A 21480-nucleotide genomic window follows, 5' to 3' on the forward strand; every position below is an offset into this window, starting at 1 on the left:
TTCTTTGATAAGCAGTTGTTCTACAATCAAAAATTCTAACACAGTCATAGAGTATTTTAACAAGCTAGGATGACCAGTTATTTAGTACGATTGGTATAAGTAGATGCCCGATAAAACACTTCGGGCATGACGACTTTTGACTGGGTCACCTCCGCGTGTATAACCATGTCATCTCCGAGTGTACAACCACGTCATCTCCGAGGGCTCTTATCGGAGATCTAGAAATTTGCCTTGCGAAACCAATGCCAAACTGTAAGTCCGAAAGCAAAAAAAAGGGAAAGCCATAAGACTTTCCCTAAATGCAAAGCAAATATCAAAACAAGTTATCGATTCGATGCCCAAGCATATATTAACTCCAGCGCTACTGTTGCTCCTGCCAGAGCTGTCATATCGGCGTGGTCGTACGCAGGAGAAACCTCTACTACATCCATACCAACGATATTCAGCCCAGCCAAGCCACGCAGAATCTTTAACACTTTGTCTGAATTTAGCCCTCCGCATACAGGAGTCCCTGTACCCGGTGCAAATGCTGGATCTAGACAATCGATATCAAAGGTCACGTACACGGGTTTATCACCAATCACCTCACGAATTTGAGCGACAACCTCATCAGCGCTTTTATCGTTCGCTTGCATAGCATTAATGACATTGAAACCGTGGTCTTGCTGCTCATACTCTGTGCGAATACCAATCTGCACTGAATGCTGAGGAGAGATCAGTCCTTCATTTGGCGCGTGATAAAACATGGTGCCGTGATCATACGCACTGCCATGCGCATAAGTATCGGTATGAGCATCAAAATGAATCAATGCCATTTGACCGTAATGCTTCGCATACGCACGCAATATTGGCAACGTAATGAAGTGATCTCCACCCAATGCCAGCATTGTTTTGCCACTTTTGAGGATTTCATCGGTAGCCGCTTCTAAACGATTGGTAAAGCCTTCGGCATCACCACTGTCGAATACCAAATCACCAGCATCAATCACCTTAGCGCGATCAAATACATTGAAATCCCAAGGGAACTTTTTGCCTTCCCATACAAGATTGACCGATGCTCTGCGTATCGCGTCAGGTCCCATACGTGCGCCCGGTCTTCCCGAAGTGGCTAAGTCTAGCGGTACTCCTAATACCACTAAATCAGCCTCTGCAGTCACAGGATCACGCAGATAAGGTCTACGCAAAAAACTCATAGAATTTGAGTATAGAGAATAATCAGTTTTAGTAAACAAATCATTCATTTAGAAATCCTCTAAGTAGGTGTACCCCATTAGGCCACCTTCTAATTCTTCTAACACTTGTTGCTGCTCATCAGCGTCTACACGTTGAGCGACTAAATCGCGATAGTTATCGCGAATCTTATCTACATCGATGTGAACATAGCGCATCATGTCTTCAACACTATCCCCTTCATCGACACGCTCGATGATCGACTCACCATTTTCATTTACCGTGACAACTGCGCTGTGAGTATCACCAAACAAATTATGCATATCACCCAGAATCTCTTGATACGCTCCCACTAAGAAAAAGCCCATCAAGTAAGGTTTATCCTTATCCCAAGCAGGTACTGGCAAGGTTTTTTCAATGCCTTGACCTTCAACGTATTGCTCAATCGCCCCATCTGAATCACAGGTAATGTCTAACATAACCGCTCGGCGATCTTCCACGTTCTCCAGCCCGGATAGAGGCAAAACAGGGAATACCTGATCTATGCCCCATACATCCGGTAGAGACTGGAATAGCGAAAAGTTAACAAAAAACTTATCTGCTAAACGCTCACTCAACTCATCCATAATTGGACGATGAAAACGGTTTTTGTTGCTCATCTGACGACTCAATTCAAAGCAGATTCGAAGGGAAAGTTGCTCTGCCCATGCTCGTTGTTCTAGGTTTAAGACCCCTGTCGCGAACTGGGAATGTACCTCAGCTAAATCACTCTGAGTGTCGTTGTAGATCTCGATTAAAGCACGCGCGTCACTGCCATCTTGTAGGCTTTCCCAATTACGCCACATATTTTGTAGTAGCGTTGGAGCAAGTTGCTGTGGAGCATCAACTGCTTCAGGGTAATACGCCTCAGTACCAATCACGTTGGTAATCAATACCGCGTGATGCGCCGTTAAAGAGCGTCCAGATTCAGAGATAATCGTCGGAACGGGTTGCTCATACTGCTGACATACATCCCCTACAGTACTTACAATGTTACGCGCGTACTCAATCAAGCCATAGTTCATCGAGCTAGAAGACTGACTGCGTGTACCGTCATAGTCCACTGCCAAACCGCCCCCAATATCGAAGTACTTGATACCGGCACCCATTGCTCGCAATTCACAATAAAAACGAGCTGACTCATTTACACCGTTGCGGATGTCACGGATATTCGCCATCTGTGAACCAAGGTGGAAATGAACCAGTTGTAATACATCCAGTAGGTCTTCTTTCTTCAATCGCTCAATCACCGACAATACCTGAGAAGCTGCCAAACCAAATTTAGACTTCTCGCCACCACTGGATTGCCACTTACCTGCCCCTTGGGATGCAAGGCGAATACGAAGACCAAGGCGAGGTGTCACGCCTAAGTCTTTTGCTTCTTTGAGTACCAGATCGAGCTCAGAGAGTTTCTCAAGTACGATAAATACCTTGTGTCCGAGCTTCTCGCCAATAAGAGCTAAACGAATGTATTCTCGATCTTTGTAGCCATTGCATACAATCACTGAGCTCGCTTTTTGCGCCAATGCCAATACTGCGAGTAATTCAGGCTTACTGCCCGCCTCTAATCCTAACTGTTTAGTTTCAAGCTGAGCTTGGCTCTCTAGGATCTCATCGACCACTTCTTTCTGCTGGTTTACCTTAATTGGGTAGACCAGCAAGTAATTATTTGGGTATTGATATTCTGCTATCGCTTGATTAAACGCCTGGCAAATACCGTGCACACGTTGATGTAAAATTTGAGGAAACCTTACTAGAACAGGCAGGTTAAGTTGTTTTTTCTCTAATTGAGAAACAATATTACTCAACGGTACTTGGTGTGCATTGTCACTGCGCGGTGATACATACACCTCACCTTGGTTATCAATACCGTAGAAGCCTTGGCTCCAGTAATGAACGTTGTAATCCGCACGAACACGGTCAAGTTTAGAAAGTTTTTCCACGTCAGATCTCACAAAGACAAGAGGAAGGACAAATGACCCAGAACAACCTGAAGCCAAACCTAACACGGGTTCATTCGGTTTCGTTTCACCGCCGTGCGGGGCGCATTAACGGATAAAATGACGGTGGTGTCTAACAAAAGAATTTTGTCGTGAGGATAAATCGTGGCGATACCTTCTGTTAAGACAAAAGGAACAAGGGTAGTGGAGGGTTTGCGTCTTCAATATAGATAAATTTGGTAGGAGGTCTACTTGGCTTTCGGTGTGCTTAGATCCCCGATAAAAGCACTCGGGGATGACGACTGTGTGGATAAGTGAGCATCATATAGCTGCGTCGTTCTCGCATGTTGTTAGCGGGAACCTTGTGCGTGCTAGATCCCCGATAAAAGCGCTCGGGGATGACGACTGTGTCACATATCTACGTCGTTCCACATGTCGTTAGCGGGGACCTTGTGTGTGGTAGATCCCCGATAAAATCGCTCGGGGATGACGTCTGTGCGGATAAGTGAGCATCACATAGCTGCATCGGTCCCGCATGTTGTTAGCGGGGACCTTGTGCGTGCTAGATCCACGATAAAAGCGCTCGGGGATGACGACTGTGCGGATAAGTGAGTGTCACATAGCTGCGTCGTTCCCGCATGTTGTTAGCGGGAACCTTGTGCGTGCTAGATCCCCGATAAAAGTGCTCGGGGATGACGTCTGTACGGATAAGTGAGTGTCACATTGCAACGTCGTTCTCGCATGTTGTTAGCGGGGACCTTGTGTGTGGTATATCCACGATAAAAGCACTCGGGGATGACGACTGTGCGGATAAGTGAGTGTCACATATCTACGTCGTTCCACATGTCGTTAGCGGGGACCTTGTGCGTGCTAGATCCTCGATAAAATCGCTCGGGGATGACGTCTGTGTGAATAAGTGAGTGTCACATATCTACGTCGTTCTCGCATGTTGTTAGCGGGGACCTTGTGCGTGCTAGATCCCCGATAAAATCGCTCGGGGATGACGACTGTGTGGATAAGTGAGCATCACATAGCTGCGTCGTTCCCGCATGTTGTAAGCGGGGACCTTTTGAGTGCTATATCCCCGATAAAAGCACTCGAGGATGACGACTGTGCAGATAAGTGAGTGTCACATAGCTGCGTCGTTCCCGCATGTTGTTAGCGGGAACCTTATGCGTGCTAGATCCCCGATAAAAGCGCTCGGGGATGACGACTGTGTGGATAAGTGAGCATCACGTAGTTGTGTCGTTCCCGCATGTTGTTAGCGGGAACCTTTTGAGTGCTAGATCCTCGATAGGAGTACTCTGGGATGATGTTACGATAAGCTTAGTTGAATTAGTTCAGACTAACTCAGCCCAGTAATATTACCATCTTCATCAATATCAAGATTCATAAAGGCTGGTTTATCTGGTAACCCCGGCATGGTCATTACATTGCCACAAAGTGCATAAACAAAACCGGCACCCGCACATAGTTTTAGCTCGCGAATGGGTACGTCAAATTGAGTCGGAGCCCCTTTAACGTTGCCATCCGTTGAGATCGACATCGGTGTCTTCGCCATGCAGATAGCTAGGTTGTCAAAACCAAGTGACTTGTACTGTGCCAATTGAGCTTTAGCTTTATCACTCAAGGTGATTGATGCCGCGCCATAACCTACCTCAGTGACTGCCATGATCTTCTCTTCTAGTGTCTGAGATATCTGATAAAGAGGTTTAAATTGAGCAGGCGTTTGACACTGAGAAACGACTTTAGATGCAAGTTCAGCTGCTCCTGCACCGCCTTGTGCGAATGCTTCACATACAGCCACTTCAACAGAAGAAGGGAGCGCCTCAACCATTTGTTTTAGTTTCGCTAACTCTTCTTCACTGTCTTGTGGGAAGCGGTTGATAGCAACAACCGCTGGCACGCCGTACTTTACTACGTTCTCAATATGCCATTTTAGATTGGCAAATCCAGCTTCTAGAGCAGCGCTGTCTTTATCAAACATGCTGTCTGGAATTGGTTGACCCGGCTTTAGATTGTAAAGGCCAGAATTTGCCTTCAAGCCACGAAGCGTTGCCACAACTACTGCGCAATCTGGCGCTTTGCCAGAAGCTTGTGCTTTGATGTTGCACGCTTTCTCAAAGCCCATATCTGAGCCAAAGCCACCTTCCGTCACCGTGTAATCAGCAAGCTTAGTTGCGATGTTATCGGCAATGATTGAAGAGTTGCCATGGGCAATATTTGCAAAAGGTCCAGCGTGAATAAGCGTTGGAATACCCTCTAGGGTTTGCATCATGGTTGGCTCAATAGCCTCACGCATGCTTACGGTCATCGCGCCCGCCACACCCAAATCTTCAGTAGTCACTGCCTTACCATCAAGATTGTAGCCAATCACTATCTTGCCAATACGACGACGCAAGTCTTGCAGGTCACTCGCTAGGGCAAGTACCGCCATAAGTTCAGATGCAGCTGAGATATCAAAGCCATCTTCACGCTCGTAACCATTGATGGTCTTGCCTTCATCATTCATGCCTACAGTAATTTTGCGCAGTGCTCGGTCATTATGGTCAATTACACGCTTCCATACGATGCTTTGAGAGTCGATACGAAGCGCCGTTAGGCCAGAGCGTGCTTCAAAGTCTTCGTAGCCATTACGCTGTTCATGATAGATGCGAGCGTCAATCGCCGCAGATGCGAGGTTATGAGCGGCAGTAACCGCATGAATGTCACCGGTAAGGTGCAGGTTTAACTCTTCCATTGGTGCAACTTGCGAGTAACCACCACCAGCTGCGCCACCTTTAACGCCAAATACAGGTCCCATAGAAGGTTGTCTGATACACGCCATCACAGATTGACCGATTTTGAATAGACCTTGCGCTAAACCAATCGCAGTCACCGTTTTACCTTCCCCAAGAGGGGTTGGAGTGATCGCAGTAACAACGACTAACTTACCTGTTTTTTTGTTTTCTAGGCGCTTAAGCGCTTTAAGAGAAACCTTGGCTTTATGTTGACCATGAGTTTGAATCTCATCAGCATGCAAACCTACAGCAGTAGCTACATCAGCAATAGGGCGTAATGGGGTAGAACGAGAGATTTCAATATCCGACAGCATGGCTTCCTCAGGGAGATAAAAGAGACAATCTGATTTTTGCGGGGATAATAAAGAAATTTGATAATAAGTAAAGTGCAAACGTTTGCGTCGAATGAAAAACGAACATTCCAATTATGCAAGGATGGTTAAATGCAAAGTAGGATAATTATAAACTGCTTTTATTTTAATACCTTAGCAATCCAAGCACGAATTCCTGACTCTGATCCGGTAAATCCTTTCAAAATGTTGCTCCCTTTATAGAAGGACTCATTCCATTCACAACGCAATTCATCGGCAGAAACCGAGGTAAACGAAACCAGTAATTGACTGGCTTCTGTTGCGTAGTCATTCGCCAGTGAGTAGTCCATACCTAGCTCTCCTTGTACAAATAACCAAAGATGCATAGTGACCCAAAATTCCATCACCAATGGAGATTTGAAAGCCGCAGCGTGTTTACCCTCTAAAGACTCATCGATCACACTCTGCATGGCCTGTAGGCTCTCTTGCTGAGCATTCAACTGATGCAATAGTTTTTCATGATGCAGAGTAAACAAACCGAGTAACAACTGGAGGTCAGTGTGTTGCGAATGCTTCAACTTTGAACGTTCAAACAATGGTGAGAGTTTTTCACATAGCTGGTCAAATTGCGATGCATCGACATTTACAGAAACTGATTTTGTGGGTAGTTCAAAACCAGCCGCATGAACAGCATTGAATAAAGCGTTAGGTGTTGTCATAAGGTGCAAGGATTGGGTGAAAACGCTAACGATACCTCATCTCTATGATTGTGCCTATGACATCCATGAATTTCGTATCACCTTATACCCGTCGTAGTAAATTAAAGCCTGCACAGGTTCAGACTTTGAGTTGAGGTTGATGAGTTCAAGAGCACACTCGAATCACGTTCATGACTTGTCTGGTGGTAATCAATACCTGTCTTACCACTCAAAGCAGTGCTTTGCTTGGTATCAATTTGCCAAGTAAATTGACTCTGTTATCGATTTGATAGAGCATTGAGACTTATTATCAAATACCAATGAATCAGAAAAGGTCACAATGAAATTTATCAGGATTGTTCTAGGAAAGATTATCTTGTTGCTCAACTTTATCTTCACACCACGCGGAGTCAAAAGGTCTGAAGAAGCACAGCAAGCGGCCAATGATAAAGCCAATGATTTAACACTGTATCAGTTTGAGGCTTGCCCATTTTGCGTGAAAGTCCGCCGTGAAATGAAGCGTCAATCAGTTGATGTCGCTTTAAAAGATGCGAAACATGATGAAGTGGCTCGCGAAGAACTGATGACCGGTGGTGGCCGCGTTAAAGTGCCATGTCTAAAGATCACGCAACAAGGTAACGACACTTGGATGTATGAATCTAAAGATATCGTCGCGTATTTACAGAAAGAATTTGCGTAACCTTTAAATCAATATCTTTGTTCAAAGCGCCCTGATACCTATCATGGGCGCACTGTAGCCACTACACAGTAAACTCGCCTACCCCACCTAATTTGAATGCAGTGTTATGTTAGATAGACGATGAACACCAATAAATAGCGCCCACGCTTAACCTAACTTCCCATAGATATACGCCAGTTCCGCTACCGTCTTGGATGAGAATTTCTTTAATAGATTAGCCCTGTGTACTTCAACTGTTCTCACTGCAATACACAGCTCATCGGCAATACGCATGTTCCGTTTGCCTTCCACGATCAACCTTAAGATGTCTTGCTCTCTTTGCGTTAGAGAGTCATACGCACTTTGTGCTGATGATATCTCGAGGTTTGCCAACGATTGAACTAAGCCTTGGCGGATAGCTTGACAAAGCTCATCACCCTTAACCGGTTTTTGAAAGAAATTAACCGCTCCTGATTGGAGAGCATCCACAGCCATTGGTACATCGCCATGTCCCGTTAAATAAATAACGGCTAATGGGCTTCGAGCTTGTTTTAAAATCTGGTGAACCTGTTGCCCACGTAAGTTGGGCATGCGGCTATCAAGAATGACACAACCCGCTAGCTGATTATCGACACCCTCTAAGAATGCTTGACCATCCTCAAAATCATTAACCGTAAAACCGTGCTCTTCTAGCATAAAGCTCAAAGACTCTCTCACTGATTCGTCGTCATCTACTACATGTACCGGAAGTAACTCAATTTGCTCGTTCATTTAATCATGTTGCTCCATATTGAGTGTATTATTGGCAGACATTTTATTTGGCAAAATCATCGTTACGCAGCAGCCGTTTGTTTTGTTTGATTCAATCAAAAAATCACCTTGATGCATCTCCATGACATCGCGACAGATACTCAGCCCCAAACCCAAGCCATCACTTTTTGTACTGACGAAGGCCTCTGTAGGGTGCTCTTGTTGAAGTCCTATTCCATTATCACAAATTATCACCCTTACCTCTGATTCTAAATACTCAGTCTGAATAGTAATTTGCGCTTGATATTCATCGACATTGCTTTCAGCTAGGGCCGTGCATGCCTCAATCGCATTATTGATAACATTCACTAATACCTGCTGTACACCCACGGAGTCTATAGTGACGGTTCGCTCAGGACCTTGGGTGGTTCGAGTAAAGCTCACCGATTGTTTTTGTAGTCGATAGTTGAGTAACTCAATAGTATCCGTAATTAACCGCTCAAGATCACACAACGTCATCTGTACACTGCGTTTTTTGATCAAATTTCGCAGGCGGCGAACGATAGCGTCCGCTCGTTCTACCTGTGCTTGAATCTTCTGCATAACCGGCACAATATCTTGATGGGGACGTTGTTTTTGCAAGCGTAACATTCCACCTTCGCTGTAATTACGGATTGCGGCTAACGGTTGATTAATTTCATGTGCAATGCTGCTTCCAAGCTCACTGACTATCATCAAACGCTGTGAGTGCTCTAGCATCTCACTCTTTTCTTTTAACCTCAGTAAGGTCTCTTCTAGCTCTCTTTTACTTTTGCTAAATCGATACTCTAACCAAAAGTGATAAGCATTGAGTACAATCACAAATAAGAATAGTGCCCAACCCCACTCCTGATGTGAGCGAAGCCAGCGAAACCCTTCTTGCCACCAGGGCTGCTGTAACGGGTGCAAATCCATCGCCTGATACAATTTATCGATAGATAAAAGGCTAATAGGAGAAGTCCATCCTGAAGATCTCGCCGCTTGCGCAGCCTGGCTCGTTTCAGGCATAGCCAGTAGTACCTGACTGACTTTTTTTGCGAGCTCCCCGGAGGCAATACTGGTTTTTGCAAGTGACCAGTTAGGATAAAAAGAAGTAGACACCTGACATGGAATGGGGGGAGATGGCTTTGCGTTCAGTACATGGTAATCTTGTATATCGATTAACCCTTCTTTACTCATCGCCTCCAGTAAGCAGGCAGGCACGACCGCAGCCTCAACAATACCATCACGCAGTTGGTACAAACTGGCATCCACAGGAAATCCAAGATAACGCACTTCTGAATAAAATCTATTCGGGTTGATTCCTTGCTCAATCACTTCATAGCGTAAGGTGAGATACCCACCAAAAGCACGTTCAGAAACTGCAGCCATAGGAAGGCCTGAAACATCTTCAATAGATTGATAAGGTGACTCTGCTCTCACCACGAGCGCCGAGCTGATACTGGAGTTGGTATTAATAGGTGACTTGCTTGAAAGGGTGGCTATCCAAGAGAGTGAATATTGGCGCCCCAATCGAACCGCTTGTCCAGGATTAGTCAGAATAAATCCCATACTCTGTTGCTCTACCACCTTACCCATATCATTCAAATTTAAAGGATGAAGCACAAAATGAGCTTCAGGAATCTTTTGGTTGAGTAAATCAATGGTCGGACGCCAACGTCTCTCAGCATACAGATGTCCACGAACAGCCAACACTGCAATATCAACCTGCTGTTTCGGTGTGGTTTTCTCAAAATCAGGGGATGATTGGGCAAAAGTATTGAGCGGCATTAGGCTCAGTATCGACAGTAAAAAAAAGTGAAGCATACTCAATATTTTCATAGTGGACAGATTGACGATTCCTTATCGGTTAAGTTCCAGCATATCATTTCGGTAGCTAAATCCATTTATTGATTTAAATCAATTTTAATTCTGGTATGTGGAAATCCACAATATCAAACAGCCACTACTTTATCGACAATGCGAGCACGCTTTAAACAATCTTAGCAGGTCCATTATGGATTCTACGAAACGTCGATTTCTCAGTGCCCTTACCGCAGGTGCCGCACTGATCCCTGTAGCAGGAATAGGCACAGCTACTGCCGCTCCTATTATACGAAACAACAATGAGCCCGATCGCAAAGGTCAGGTTGGTAAACGCTACGCAATGGTGGTCGACTTACGTAAATGTGTTGGCTGTCAAGCATGTACCGTCGGTTGCAGTATCGAGAACCAAACACCTATCGGTCAATTTCGTACCACAGTGAAGCAATACGAGGTAAAGCTCGATGATGGAACTACAGCTACTGAGGAAGTGAAATCCTTCATGCTACCTAGGCTCTGTAATCATTGTGAAAATCCGCCGTGTGTCGCCGTATGCCCAGTGCAAGCAACCTTCCAGCGAGAAGACGGTATTGTCATGGTCGATAACAGTCGCTGCGTTGCTTGCGCTTATTGCGTTCAAGCATGCCCATACGATGCTCGTTTTATCAATGAATCTACTCTCACAGCAGATAAATGTACCTTCTGTGCTCACCGCCTCGAAGAGGGACTATTACCTGCGTGTGTAGAAACCTGCGTAGGAGGTGCTCGAGTAATTGGGGATCTTAATGATCCTAATAGTGAAATTCGTCGCTTAATGGCTGAAAACAAAGATGACATCAAGGTACTTAAGCCAGAGCAAAACACTAAGCCTCACGTCTTTTATATCGGCATGAACGAACGCTTTACTTCTCAAATTGAAGGAAAAGCCGCCATCTATGAACCTACAGGAGAAAAAGTATGATCATCACTGAAGTACTGGTTCCTTCTCAAGCAGTTGCTTGGCTTCCTTGGGCTGTACAATATTTTTTCTACATTGGTTCAGCGTATGCAGCCGCAATTTTATTCTTGATTGCTTTGGTTTTTTCAGAGCACACCAGTCACCGTATGCGTTCTGCTTTTGCACTAACTATGGCTATCGGGGCTATAGTAGGCCCACTAGCATTAACGGGTGATCTCCATCAACCGGGCCGCGCTTGGCATTTCTATACACATTTGACTCCTTGGTCCTGGATGTCACTAGGCTCTTTGTTCTTGCCCGTATTTTCTGCCACGACTATTGCTGCAGCATGGCTGTATTTGCGCGCTGATTTGATCCGTTTGCAACAACACCCATCCAAGGTATTCCAACTACTGTCCAAACTTTCTCTCGGTGATTGGAAAACGAGTAAAAACCAGATGCTAATCTCAGCAAGTATTGCCGTGTTATCGGGGCTGTCAATTGCGCTTTATACTGGCGCTGAGATTGCGGTGGTACAAGCAAGGTCACTGTGGCACCAACCCGCTTCACCCATCATCTGGTTTGTGACTGCATTCTTTGGCGCAGTAGGCTTTAGTCTGTTAATTACACTGCTAATTCCAACACGCTCATCCGATACTCTCTCTAATGGAGATCGTCATCTACTAAAAAGAACCACATCAATCTGCTCGGTGTTGTCATTGTTGGTACTGTTTATTTGGGCCGCTGGTAATCAAAGTTTTTCTTTGTTTGATAGCAACCAATGGTTGCTCCGCCTTTCGGCACTTTTTGCAATGATTATCTGTTGCTTTGTAGTGGCGTTTTGCACATTGAGAACAAGTTCTAAACGAAGATTTGGCTTGGCCATTTTGTCAATGATCACTCTTGCCACCGCATGGGCTGTTCGTTGGGTCACTATGATTGACGTTCAAACCATTCCAAAGTTTGATCTTGGACCCTACCCTTACGAGTTACCTATGGGTGGCAGTGGCTTACTAGGTATCTTCGGTATGTTTGGACTATGGATGGCCTTAGCTCTACTCGGTTCTGAGTTGGTGCAAACTGAACAACAGTCTTCATCTCAGTCGTTACTTTCTGAACAATAATCTAAGAGGATTTCATCATGGATAACAAACGTCGCCAGTTTTTGAAATCTGGTCTTGCAGTAGGTGGTATAGGTGCCTTTGCTGCAGGTTACGCTTCTACAACTAAACATATGGTTGAAGGTGCTATCGAAGGAACGGCAGGAGAAAAAACCAAAAGTATTCACAATGGCAATTCGCTTGAGCCTGAATACAAGGTGAGCAAAAGTGGAAACTTGATCCCTAATCCTAACCAGCGCGTTGCACCTTCTATGTGTTTTGGTTGTTGGACTCTTTGTGGCCTGCGAGTTCGTGTGGACAATCGTAATGATGAAATACTGCGAGTGTCAGGAAACCCATATCATCCGCTCTCTCACCAACAACACATTCCTTATCAAACGCCTGTTAAGGATGCTTACCTAGGATTGACTGGAGAGTCAGGCCTCGAGGGCCGCTCAACGGCCTGTGCTCGTGGTAACGGCATGTTAGAGATCCGTAATAGCCCGTATCGCATCACTCAACCACTTAAACGTGTGGGTAAACGTGGTGAAGGCAAGTGGGAACCTATTAGCTACGAACAACTAGTCAAAGAAGTCGTTCAAGGCGGAGACCTATTTGGAGAAGGGCATGTTGAAGGTTTGGCCTCTATCCGAGACTTAAACTCACCTATAGATGCAAAAAACCCAGAGTATGGACCTAAAGCAAACCAACTACTCATGACCAATGGTACTAATGAAGGGCGTGATGATATCTTCAAACGTTTTGCATTCAACAGCTTCGGTACTCGTAACTTTGCTAATCACGGCTCTTACTGTGGCTATGCATTTCGTGCGGGGAGTGGTGCATTCATGAATGACCTCAATAAATTTGCTCATCTAAAACCTGACTTTGACAATGCCGAATTCATTATTTTTATCGGAATGTCACCCGCTCAAGCCGGCAATCCATTCAAGCGTCAAGCACGTCAACTTGCAAAGGCGCGTACCGATGGTCATCTTGAATATACGATAGTGACACCAAGTTTGCCTGCAGGGTCTTCAAGCTTGGCCGCAGGTGATACGAATCGTTGGTTACCCATCAAGCCTGGTACCGATTCTGCTTTGGTGCTTGGAATGATTCAATGGATCATCGAAAACCAACGCTACAACAAGACTTTCTTAGCTCAGCCTGGACCAAAAGCAATGGCAAACGCGGGAACGGCACACTGGTGTAATGCAACTCACCTAGTGATCAGTGATGAGTCACACCCTAGATACGGTAAATTCCTACGCGCCTCTGAAGCAGGAATGACCTTTGAAGGTGAAGCATTATCGGATTCTGATCCCTATGTAATTGTAAATTCGCAAAACGGTGAACTCGGCCTACATAGCCAAGCAGGAGAAGCCAAACTATTTGTAGACCAAGAAATCATCTTAGATTCAGGTCAAACAGTACGTGTTAAGTCTTCACTGCAGCGTTTAAAAGAAGAGGCGTTCAAATACGACCTGAATTTTTACAGCAAACAATGCGATATCCCTGTTGAAGAGATTATTTCGTTGGCAAAACGTTTTACCAGCCATGGTACAAAAGCGGTCGTAGATACTCATGGTGGCAACATGCACACCAACGGCTTCTATAATGCATTCACCATCATGATGCTCAATGCACTGATCGGAAATATTAACCTGAAGGGAGGTGCAATGGCTCAAGCTGGCGGTTACCCTACTTCAGCTAATGGTCCGCGTTATGATTTCACTAAGTTTGAAGGCAAAGTTGCGCCTAAAGGAGTATTCCTGTCGCGCAGTAAATTCCCATACGAAAAAACCAGTGAATACAAACGCCGAATCGCAGCAGGGCAATCCCCATACCCAACGCGTGCGCCTTGGTATCCTATCTCTGCTCCGCTCCTTACCGAGCACCTTACCGCAGCAATAGATGGCTACCCTTATCGCGTTAAGGCATGGATCAATCACATGGGAAACCCTATTTACGGCATCCCTGGATTAAAGAACCTCCTTGAAGAGAAACTAAAAGATCCCAAGCAACTTGGCTTGATAGTTTCGGTCGATGCATTCATTAATGAAACCAGCGCACTGTCTGATTACATAGTGCCAGATACCGTCACTTATGAAAGTTGGGGAATGGCAGTTCCTTGGCATGATGTGCCGGTAAAAGCGGTTACAGCGCGCTGGCCTATCGTAGAAGCACGTACAGAAAAAACCACTGATGGTAGGCACATTTGTTTAGAAAACTTCCTTATTGATCTTGCCAAAGAGATGAAGCTTGGTGGCTTTGGAGATAAAGCGATTAAGTCTAGTGACGGATCATGGCACAGTATTCATAGCGCAGAGGACTATTACCTTCGAGCTGCGGCCAACTTAGCTTATGTCAAAGGCGGTGTTCCTGAGGTAACAGCAGAAGATATCGCATGGTCTGGGCTTGAACGCCTATTGCCAAGCATGAACAAAGCGCTATCAAACGAAGAAATGAAGCGAGTGGCTTATATTTTTGCGCGAGGTGGCCGCTTTGAAAATGCGACTGAGGCTTATAAAGGCAATCAGATGAAGTATAAATGGACGCAACCGATCGCTATCTGGAATGAGAAAGTAGGCAGCTCTCGTAACACCATGACGGGAGAGTTATACAGTGGTTGCCCGACTTGGTATCCACAAAAACTATCTGATGGGACGCCACTTGAAGAGCAATACCCTAGCAATAAGTGGCCATTTAGTTTGACTAACTTTAAGTCTAACATTCATAGTGCGGTCTCTAACCTATCGCCTAGATTACATTCCGTTAAAGGCGTCAATCCGGTGTATATCCATCCAGAGGATGCGACAAGTGCAGGCATTGAAACCGGTGATGAATTTATCATTGAAACCCCAAGCTCTAGCACTAAAGCCTTGGCTATGGTCGTTTCTGGAATTCGTCGAGGAACCCTTGGTTTTGAACATGGCTTTGGTCATACCGAACTTGGCGAGCGTGCTCACTGGATTGGTGACAAGCAGCAGCCTATCAGAACACGTACTCACGATGGGGTGAACATCAATGATATTGGCTTAATCGACCCAACTCGGGAAGGTAAAGGTGTCATGCTTGACTGGGTAGTGGGCTCTGCTGCACGTCAATCACTTCCAGCTAAGATTCGTAAAGCATAGATATTAAAAAGCCCTTAACCAGTTGGTTAAGGGCTTTTTAAAGGTGGAATTATTCGCTCAACCAGAAAAATAGCAAAACAAATCCAAAAGTATCTTTTAGCTACCGACTTCTATGCTTCTACTGCTAAACAAGCATCAATAACGGCCTTAATGTCCAAGACATGCTTACGCAACATAGCTTGAGCCTCTGCGATCTCTCCTGAACTTAGCATCTGATAGATTCGGCGGTGATCTTCTAGAATCTCACCATATGCGTCCTCTGTACTAGTGAGATGACTGCGAATGGCACCGATGTGGAATTGCACTAGCTCATAGCTTTTCTGTAGTAACGAGTTACCACAATACTTGAAGAAAGATTCATGGAATTCCCCATCAAGTAGCAAAAACGCTTTAAAGTCTTTGTTCTTAAACTTATGTTCCATCTTCACAATGCTAATTTCTAAGCACTCCAAAAATGCTTCCGAGTTGTTTTTCATCGACTCTTCAATTGCAATCGGTTCCATGAAGCTACGGAAGTTACAAAGTTCAATCAGCGACCTCTCATCTGGTCGAAATACAAAACTTCCCTTCTGAGGAATAATATCGATCAATCCTTCTTGCTTAAGGATGAACAAAGCCTCTCTAACTGGTGTTTTACTAACACCAAAGGTCTCGGAAAGAGATGCCTCTGACAGTGGCTGGCCTAACTTAAGCTCACCACTAACGATGGAGTGGCGCAAGTTCTCAGCCACATTTTCTGTCAAACTTTTAGGGCGAGTAATAGCTTTCAATCTCGTTACCTCTTTTCTTAAATTTAGCTCACGTCAGTCTACCCTAATATCATGCGATTCACAGCAACAAATAGAGGATGTCCAGACCTAAAAATAGGCTAAAATCTGCAATTCGTGATAGCGTACAATCTGATACATCACGAATTAAATCAATAAATTAGTAAACACATTGACCAGACAAATCAGATCACAGCCCTAATGCCAACATTATATAAACACTTCCAGACAACACACATAACTGCTGTTTCCCAAATACCGATGACAGTTTGTTGCCTAAACTCAGTCCGGTGCAATACAAAGCAAGACTAGACATGATAAAGCCAAGAGTGTACTGGCCAAAGTCCATCGCACCTGAACCTTCGATAATATGAACGTATCCATGGAAGGCAGAGAGCACAGCTAAGCTACAAACAGCCCACTGGTTGATCGAACGTCCTAACCCTCCAAACAGTAAGAACATGCCAACGCATACGATAGATAAGGTAATCATAGCTTCAAAGAACTGAAGTTTTAAACCGACAACAGCCAACAACGCACCAGCAACTAAGCTCAATGCTAACACCAGCAACACTGCCAACTTGATGTTTCTTTGCTTATTAAAAAAGAAGCTACAAATAAGACCAACACCAAGCATAGCGGCAAGATGGTCCATTCCAGTCAATGGATGAACAAAACCAGAAGCAAACCCTACATCAGAATGACTAGGATGAGCCAATGCCAACCCAGGACACATCAGAAGTGCAAAAATCCCTATCTTTTTCATAAAACTAACCTTGTTACCAATATCATCACTTGAAGAGAAGCTCTTCATTTCAATCATACGACTAACATATCAGATCTCAAGAATTAATTATTAGACTAATTACTCTTTTAAGGAAGCGGATCACACAAACGTTAATCGCTATACCAATAAGCATTTAAACAAGTAGAACAAAACATAAAATAAACATAAAGTATCTAACATATCAGAATTCAAACTTTACTTAAGCGTAAAACTAATAACCCGAAGGTGGAGTAATATATGCACATTCATCTAGATCTCATTGGTGGTATTGCTGGGGATATGTTCACCGCCGCAATACTGGATGCAACCCCCGAACTAAAAAAGCCACTGTTTGATGCTTTAGAGGTGGTTCGAGCGCAAACCCAAGTCAAGTATTGGACTGAAGATGCAATGGACAAAGGCCTTAGCGGTCAACGATTCTATGTTGAAGAAGATCCGCATGCAGAGTCGGACCACCATCACCATCACCATCACCATCATGGTGAGCATAGAAGCTGGAAATCCATTAAAAAGCTATTGTTAGAACTGCCTATTGAAGAGCAGGTAAGACGAAATGCCATCGGCATTTTTGAGCTCCTAGCCCAAGCGGAAGCGGGAATTCATGGTAAGAGTGTTGATGACGTCCACTTTCATGAAGTCGGTGCCTGGGACTGTATTATCGATATATTGTCCGCAAGCTGGCTTATTGAACATACAAAAGCAAGCTCTTGGTCATGTTCCAAAATACCTTGGGGTGGCGGTACGGTTCGCTGTGCTCATGGGGAAATACCAGTGCCAGCGCCAGCAACCCTGACTCTTTTAAAGGGATTTACCGTCTTCGATGATGGCATAAAAGGGGAAAGAGTAACGCCTACTGGTGCGGCTATTTTGGCTTGGTTACGCCCTTCAAGTACAGTTGCTCAGGGCAGTATCTCCAGCGTTGGCTATGGATTCGGGAAACGTAAACTTTCTGATAGAGCAAATCTTCTTCGTGCATCCTTTCTCTCTACCGAGAGCACTACAAGCATAGAATCCCAAGAGATTTGTGTCGTTCAGTTCGATATCGATGATATGACGGGCGAAATGTTGGCGATTGCCAGAGAAAAAATACGTGAGCAACACGGTGTGCACGAAATTACTGAGGCTATTTCTCATGGTAAGAAAAACCGCCATATTAGTACTTTTACCGTTTTGTCCTCTCCATCGCATCAAGATTCTATTGTCGAATTTATCTTTAATAACACCTCTACCATAGGGGCTCGCTATTGGAACTGTATGCGAAAAGTACTTCCCCGCTTGCACCATAGTATTTCTGCGGACGATCAGAACTTTGATGTCAAAACTGTCAGCAGACCCGATGGTTCGATAACAAGCAAGCTTGAATCTGATCATTTAGATAACTCAAACATGAATTACCAATCCCAAACCAAGATTAAATCTGATATAGAGGCGGCTGCGGTCCATGAACACACTCAATCATAAACTCACTAGTTTGGAGCAAACACTTAACGCTTTAGGTAAGATCACGGTGGCTGTTAGCGGCGGCGTAGACAGTATGACTCTGGCATTCGTTGCTCACAGAGTATTGGGCGACAATGCAAAAATGGTGCATTCCATTTCACCGGCAGTTCCCCCTAAAGATACCCAGCGCATACGCGATTTTGCAGCTAAATATCAATGGAATATAACGTTTGTCTCTAGTGGCGAAATCGATACACCGAGCTATCAAAATAACCCCGTTAATCGCTGTTATTACTGTAAAACCTGCTTATACAGCACACTTAAAGCCCTCTCTTTTGGGCAAGTCGTATCTGGTACAAATTTAGACGACCTAGATGACTACCGTCCAGGGCTTATCGCGGCAAAAGAACACCGTATCGTGCACCCATTTGTGGAAGCCAATATAGATAAACAAGAAATTCGTCAGCTGGCTTTACAGCTAGGACTACCAACACTATCAAGCTTGCCCGCGTCTCCCTGTTTGGCAAGTCGAATCGAAACGGGCATCCACATTGATAGCAATAATCTAGGGTTAGTCGACGCGGTAGAGCAGCATCTGCGCTCACGGATAGACAGTACAACCTTGAGATGTCGAGTCAAAAAACAACAGATAGGTATTGAGGTAGATAGTCAAACTTTTGAGAACTTAACTCAGCAAGATATCGACGATTTAAAAAGTGACATTGCACAGATTACCAACAACTTCCGCTCCGACGTTCCCATTCAGTTCATGCCTTATCAAAGAGGTAGTGCTTTTGTAGGAGACAAACAGTGTCAGGCATCATTATAGATTTCGAACGCAAACAGCGTTGCGGTATCGAAGAAGCGATTTTGTGTGAACGCAAAAGTGTCACGCAGATTGAAGAGATCATTGAGCTGGGTCTGGAAAGGCAAGCCCGACTGTTGTTCACTCGATTTAACAAAGAGAAATGGTCTCAACTAGATCCGGTATACCATCAACAACTGGCTTATTGTCCCCTATCAAGTACCGCAATACTTGGGGAACTTGATAAACTGGAAGACCAACAACCACACATCGCGATTGTATCGGGAGGGTCTTCTGATACTGGTGTGTGCCATGAAATACTAACTACGCTCAACTACCATGGGTATGCCGCTCGCCTATTTGAGGATGTGGGCGTGTCAGCGCTTTGGCGTCTGCACGATGCACTTGATGAGATCAACAAAGCGAAAGTCATCATCGCAGTTGCGGGGATGGAAGCGGCCTTGCCAACGGTTTTATCCGGCATGACCAATAGACCTATTATTGCCGTGCCTACCTCGGTGGGCTATGGGGTTTCAGAAGGTGGTCAGCTAGCATTAAATGCATGTTTAGGGAGCTGTGCCGCTGGCTTAATGACCGTCAACATTGATAATGGCTTCGGCGCCGCTTGTGGCGCAATTAAAATGATCAATAGTTTTTCTATGTAAACCGTCCTTTCTCTACGCTAGTACCCTTAAGTGACAACGAGTGAAGCCGTTAAATAACAACAGTTTCACTCATCGTTTTACAGGTTACAGAAACGCAAAGTCTACTGGTACTGGGATCGACTCTTCATTCAAAGGTTGACCCAACTTTCCTGTCGATGGTTCAATCTTGAACGATAAAGTATTGTCCGAGTTCTGATTGCCAACCAGAAGAATATTCCCTGTTGCATCAATATTCATGCCTCTAGGAACGAAAAAAGCAACCCTCTTGCAAAGGTTGCTATTCAAGTTACAAGCGATGTTTTTTATAACCTTCTCTAACTTAGCTTTGCCAAGCTAGCAGTTGTCCTGTCTCATTGAAACGAAACGCTTCTTCCGACTGAATACACTCCGCTTTCTCAAGCATCTCCACTATCGGTTTCAAAGCCTCAGAGACATATATGTTATCCAGATCCAAGGTGTTCTTTATCCAAACAATCTTGGCGTTTTTAATATCGTGGATTGGCGCAGTCTTCAATGCAAATACTATAGCTTCTCTATCATTGCCCATCACCATAGGTATCTTGGCCGTTGCCAAGGTCCCTGCGGTTGCGGCATTGGTGTACATCGCACTAAAGTCGAGCTTCTGCACCAGCTGTCTGGTGGTGATATCCGCCATGCCAATACCCACACCATTGCCGTGGGTGGCTTCTGTTAAAGAAAGTACCACAGTGCTGGAGATATTAGGTCCTTTGAAGCCCGCTACCCCCGAACCAGGCCTGCCTGTCACATTAGGGTCCATACCTTCACCGCTAATGTTCTTGCCAATCTCTTGGATGATTAACACATCAATGTCGGGGATCTGAATGGTGGCAATATTGCGCTTCGCTTTTTCTAGATACTTAGGTTCCAAGGAAAGGATGTCATGCTGCTCAACCACTTCAATATCCATCAGTTCATCGTAAGCATCCTCAACCAAACCAATTGCAAAAGGTACGTTGATTTGTTCCAGCAAGCGTTCGCCCGCTTCTGGTATCACACGATGAAAATTATGGAAGCCATATCGATGCAATGACGATGCCCCGGCATGATTACCCAGCCCAATACACAGCATTTTCAGCAAACCACTCTCGACCTGCCCTTTAAAGTCAGCGTGAGGTTTGATTTTGTTGCACAAGATAATGCCATCCGCCTCCATCGCAATTCTATCCAAATAGAGAGGGACACCATCGGACATGCTAGCAACTTGAACCACTTCCATGGAGGAAACGATGGGCACTCCCATAGACTGCTCAGTGACACCGTAGGTTTCAAGAATCTTAACCTGACCTTCAGCATTGGCTGAGCCATGACTGCCCATAGAAGGTACAACAAAAGGCAGCGCACCATTGGCTTTTAAAAAAGCAATGGTTTGTTGCAACACAGGAATAAGGCCTGAGATTCCACGACTACCAACGGTAATCGCTAGTGACATCCCCTTCAAGCGTTGCGGATTTGGCAGTTTTAACAACTCCTGACTGATCTGTTGTGGAATGTCGTTGAGTCTCTTTCGCTCAAAATGTTGCTTTACCTTCACCATTTTTGGTAATTCACATTCAAAGCCACCATCCAATGTGAATTTGATTTCTTTATCAAACATGTACTATTAACCCTAGCA

17 protein-coding genes are annotated in these 21480 nt (G+C 44.8%); 7 read left to right on the top strand and 10 right to left on the bottom strand.

What is annotated here, in order from left to right; all coding sequences use genetic code 11:
* Positions 1-323: 323 nt before the first annotated feature.
* From speB to OCU48_RS17980, 4 genes are all read right to left on the bottom strand, one after another.
* Positions 324-1241 carry an agmatinase gene (speB, locus tag OCU48_RS17965; RefSeq protein ID WP_141346358.1) on the bottom strand — a complete coding sequence of 306 codons (918 nt, stop codon included), beginning with the start codon at positions 1239-1241 and terminating at the stop codon, positions 324-326.
* The gene (gene speA / locus OCU48_RS17970) at positions 1242-3152 is read right to left on the bottom strand and encodes an arginine decarboxylase (protein ID WP_167496208.1); all 1911 of its coding nucleotides are present in this window, start codon (positions 3150-3152) and stop codon (positions 1242-1244) included.
* Between the two features lie 1342 nt (positions 3153-4494).
* Positions 4495-6243 (bottom strand): formate--tetrahydrofolate ligase, encoded by a 1749-nt coding sequence (locus OCU48_RS17975; protein ID WP_141346357.1) that lies wholly within the window; start codon positions 6241-6243, stop codon positions 4495-4497.
* Between the two features lie 158 nt (positions 6244-6401).
* Positions 6402-6959 (bottom strand): hypothetical protein, encoded by a 558-nt coding sequence (locus OCU48_RS17980; protein ID WP_141346356.1) that lies wholly within the window; start codon positions 6957-6959, stop codon positions 6402-6404.
* A 319-nt stretch (positions 6960-7278) separates the two neighbouring features.
* Here OCU48_RS17980 and OCU48_RS17985 point away from each other — a divergent pair, with 319 nt between their 5' ends.
* Positions 7279-7638 carry a glutaredoxin family protein gene (locus OCU48_RS17985; RefSeq protein ID WP_141346355.1) on the top strand — a complete coding sequence of 120 codons (360 nt, stop codon included), beginning with the start codon at positions 7279-7281 and terminating at the stop codon, positions 7636-7638.
* Between the two features lie 147 nt (positions 7639-7785).
* Here the strand turns inward: OCU48_RS17985 and OCU48_RS17990 are convergent, their stop codons facing one another.
* Together OCU48_RS17990 and OCU48_RS17995 are read right to left on the bottom strand one after the other, a co-directional pair.
* Positions 7786-8388 carry a response regulator transcription factor gene (locus tag OCU48_RS17990; protein ID WP_141346354.1) on the bottom strand — a complete coding sequence of 201 codons (603 nt, stop codon included), beginning with the start codon at positions 8386-8388 and terminating at the stop codon, positions 7786-7788.
* The gene (locus OCU48_RS17995; protein ID WP_371859123.1) at positions 8389-10212 is read right to left on the bottom strand and encodes a sensor histidine kinase; all 1824 of its coding nucleotides are present in this window, start codon (positions 10210-10212) and stop codon (positions 8389-8391) included. It abuts the gene before it with no gap.
* Between the two features lie 190 nt (positions 10213-10402).
* Between OCU48_RS17995 and dsrO the strand changes: the two genes are divergently transcribed.
* From dsrO to OCU48_RS18010, 3 genes are read left to right on the top strand one after another with little or no spacing between them, the layout of a single operon-like run.
* On the top strand, positions 10403-11170 hold the full coding sequence (gene dsrO / locus OCU48_RS18000) for a sulfate reduction electron transfer complex DsrMKJOP subunit DsrO (RefSeq protein ID WP_141346352.1): 768 nt from the start codon (positions 10403-10405) through the stop codon (positions 11168-11170).
* On the top strand, positions 11167-12270 hold the full coding sequence (nrfD, locus tag OCU48_RS18005; protein WP_141346351.1) for an NrfD/PsrC family molybdoenzyme membrane anchor subunit: 1104 nt from the start codon (positions 11167-11169) through the stop codon (positions 12268-12270). Before dsrO ends, nrfD begins: the two co-directional genes overlap by 4 nt.
* A 17-nt stretch (positions 12271-12287) precedes the next feature.
* On the top strand, positions 12288-15383 hold the full coding sequence (locus OCU48_RS18010; protein WP_141346350.1) for a tetrathionate reductase subunit A: 3096 nt from the start codon (positions 12288-12290) through the stop codon (positions 15381-15383).
* 110 nt (positions 15384-15493) lie between these two features.
* Here the strand turns inward: OCU48_RS18010 and OCU48_RS18015 are convergent, their stop codons facing one another.
* Entirely contained in the window at positions 15494-16153 is a 660-nt protein-coding gene (locus OCU48_RS18015; protein WP_141346349.1) for a GntR family transcriptional regulator, read from the bottom strand.
* 187 nt (positions 16154-16340) lie between these two features.
* Positions 16341-16916, bottom strand: a complete 576-nt coding sequence (locus OCU48_RS18020) for a HupE/UreJ family protein (protein WP_167496207.1) — start codon at positions 16914-16916, stop codon at positions 16341-16343.
* Between the two features lie 258 nt (positions 16917-17174).
* Between OCU48_RS18020 and larC the strand changes: the two genes are divergently transcribed.
* The 3 genes from larC to larB are packed head-to-tail and all read left to right on the top strand — an operon-like array spanning position 17175 to position 19847.
* Positions 17175-18398 (top strand): nickel pincer cofactor biosynthesis protein LarC, encoded by a 1224-nt coding sequence (gene larC / locus OCU48_RS18025; protein ID WP_141346347.1) that lies wholly within the window; start codon positions 17175-17177, stop codon positions 18396-18398.
* Positions 18379-19206, top strand: coding sequence for an ATP-dependent sacrificial sulfur transferase LarE (gene larE / locus OCU48_RS18030; RefSeq protein WP_141346346.1), 828 nt, complete (start codon positions 18379-18381; stop codon positions 19204-19206). Before larC ends, larE begins: the two co-directional genes overlap by 20 nt.
* The gene (gene larB / locus OCU48_RS18035; protein ID WP_208727179.1) at positions 19188-19847 is read left to right on the top strand and encodes a nickel pincer cofactor biosynthesis protein LarB; all 660 of its coding nucleotides are present in this window, start codon (positions 19188-19190) and stop codon (positions 19845-19847) included. The genes larE and larB overlap by 19 nt, the downstream gene beginning before the upstream one ends.
* 84 nt (positions 19848-19931) lie before the next feature.
* On the opposite strand, the gene OCU48_RS18040 is transcribed toward larB, so the two are convergent.
* Positions 19932-20084, bottom strand: coding sequence for a beta-propeller fold lactonase family protein (locus tag OCU48_RS18040; protein WP_141346345.1), 153 nt, complete (start codon positions 20082-20084; stop codon positions 19932-19934).
* 82 nt (positions 20085-20166) lie between these two features.
* Positions 20167-21462: a nickel pincer cofactor-dependent isomerase, group 22 gene (locus OCU48_RS18045; RefSeq protein WP_141346344.1), complete on the bottom strand. Its 1296-nt coding sequence runs from the start codon at positions 21460-21462 to the stop codon at positions 20167-20169.
* Positions 21463-21480: the final 18 nt, after the last annotated feature.

Source organism: Vibrio inusitatus, from assembly GCA_024346935.1.
Lineage (GTDB): Bacteria > Pseudomonadota > Gammaproteobacteria > Enterobacterales > Vibrionaceae > Vibrio > Vibrio inusitatus.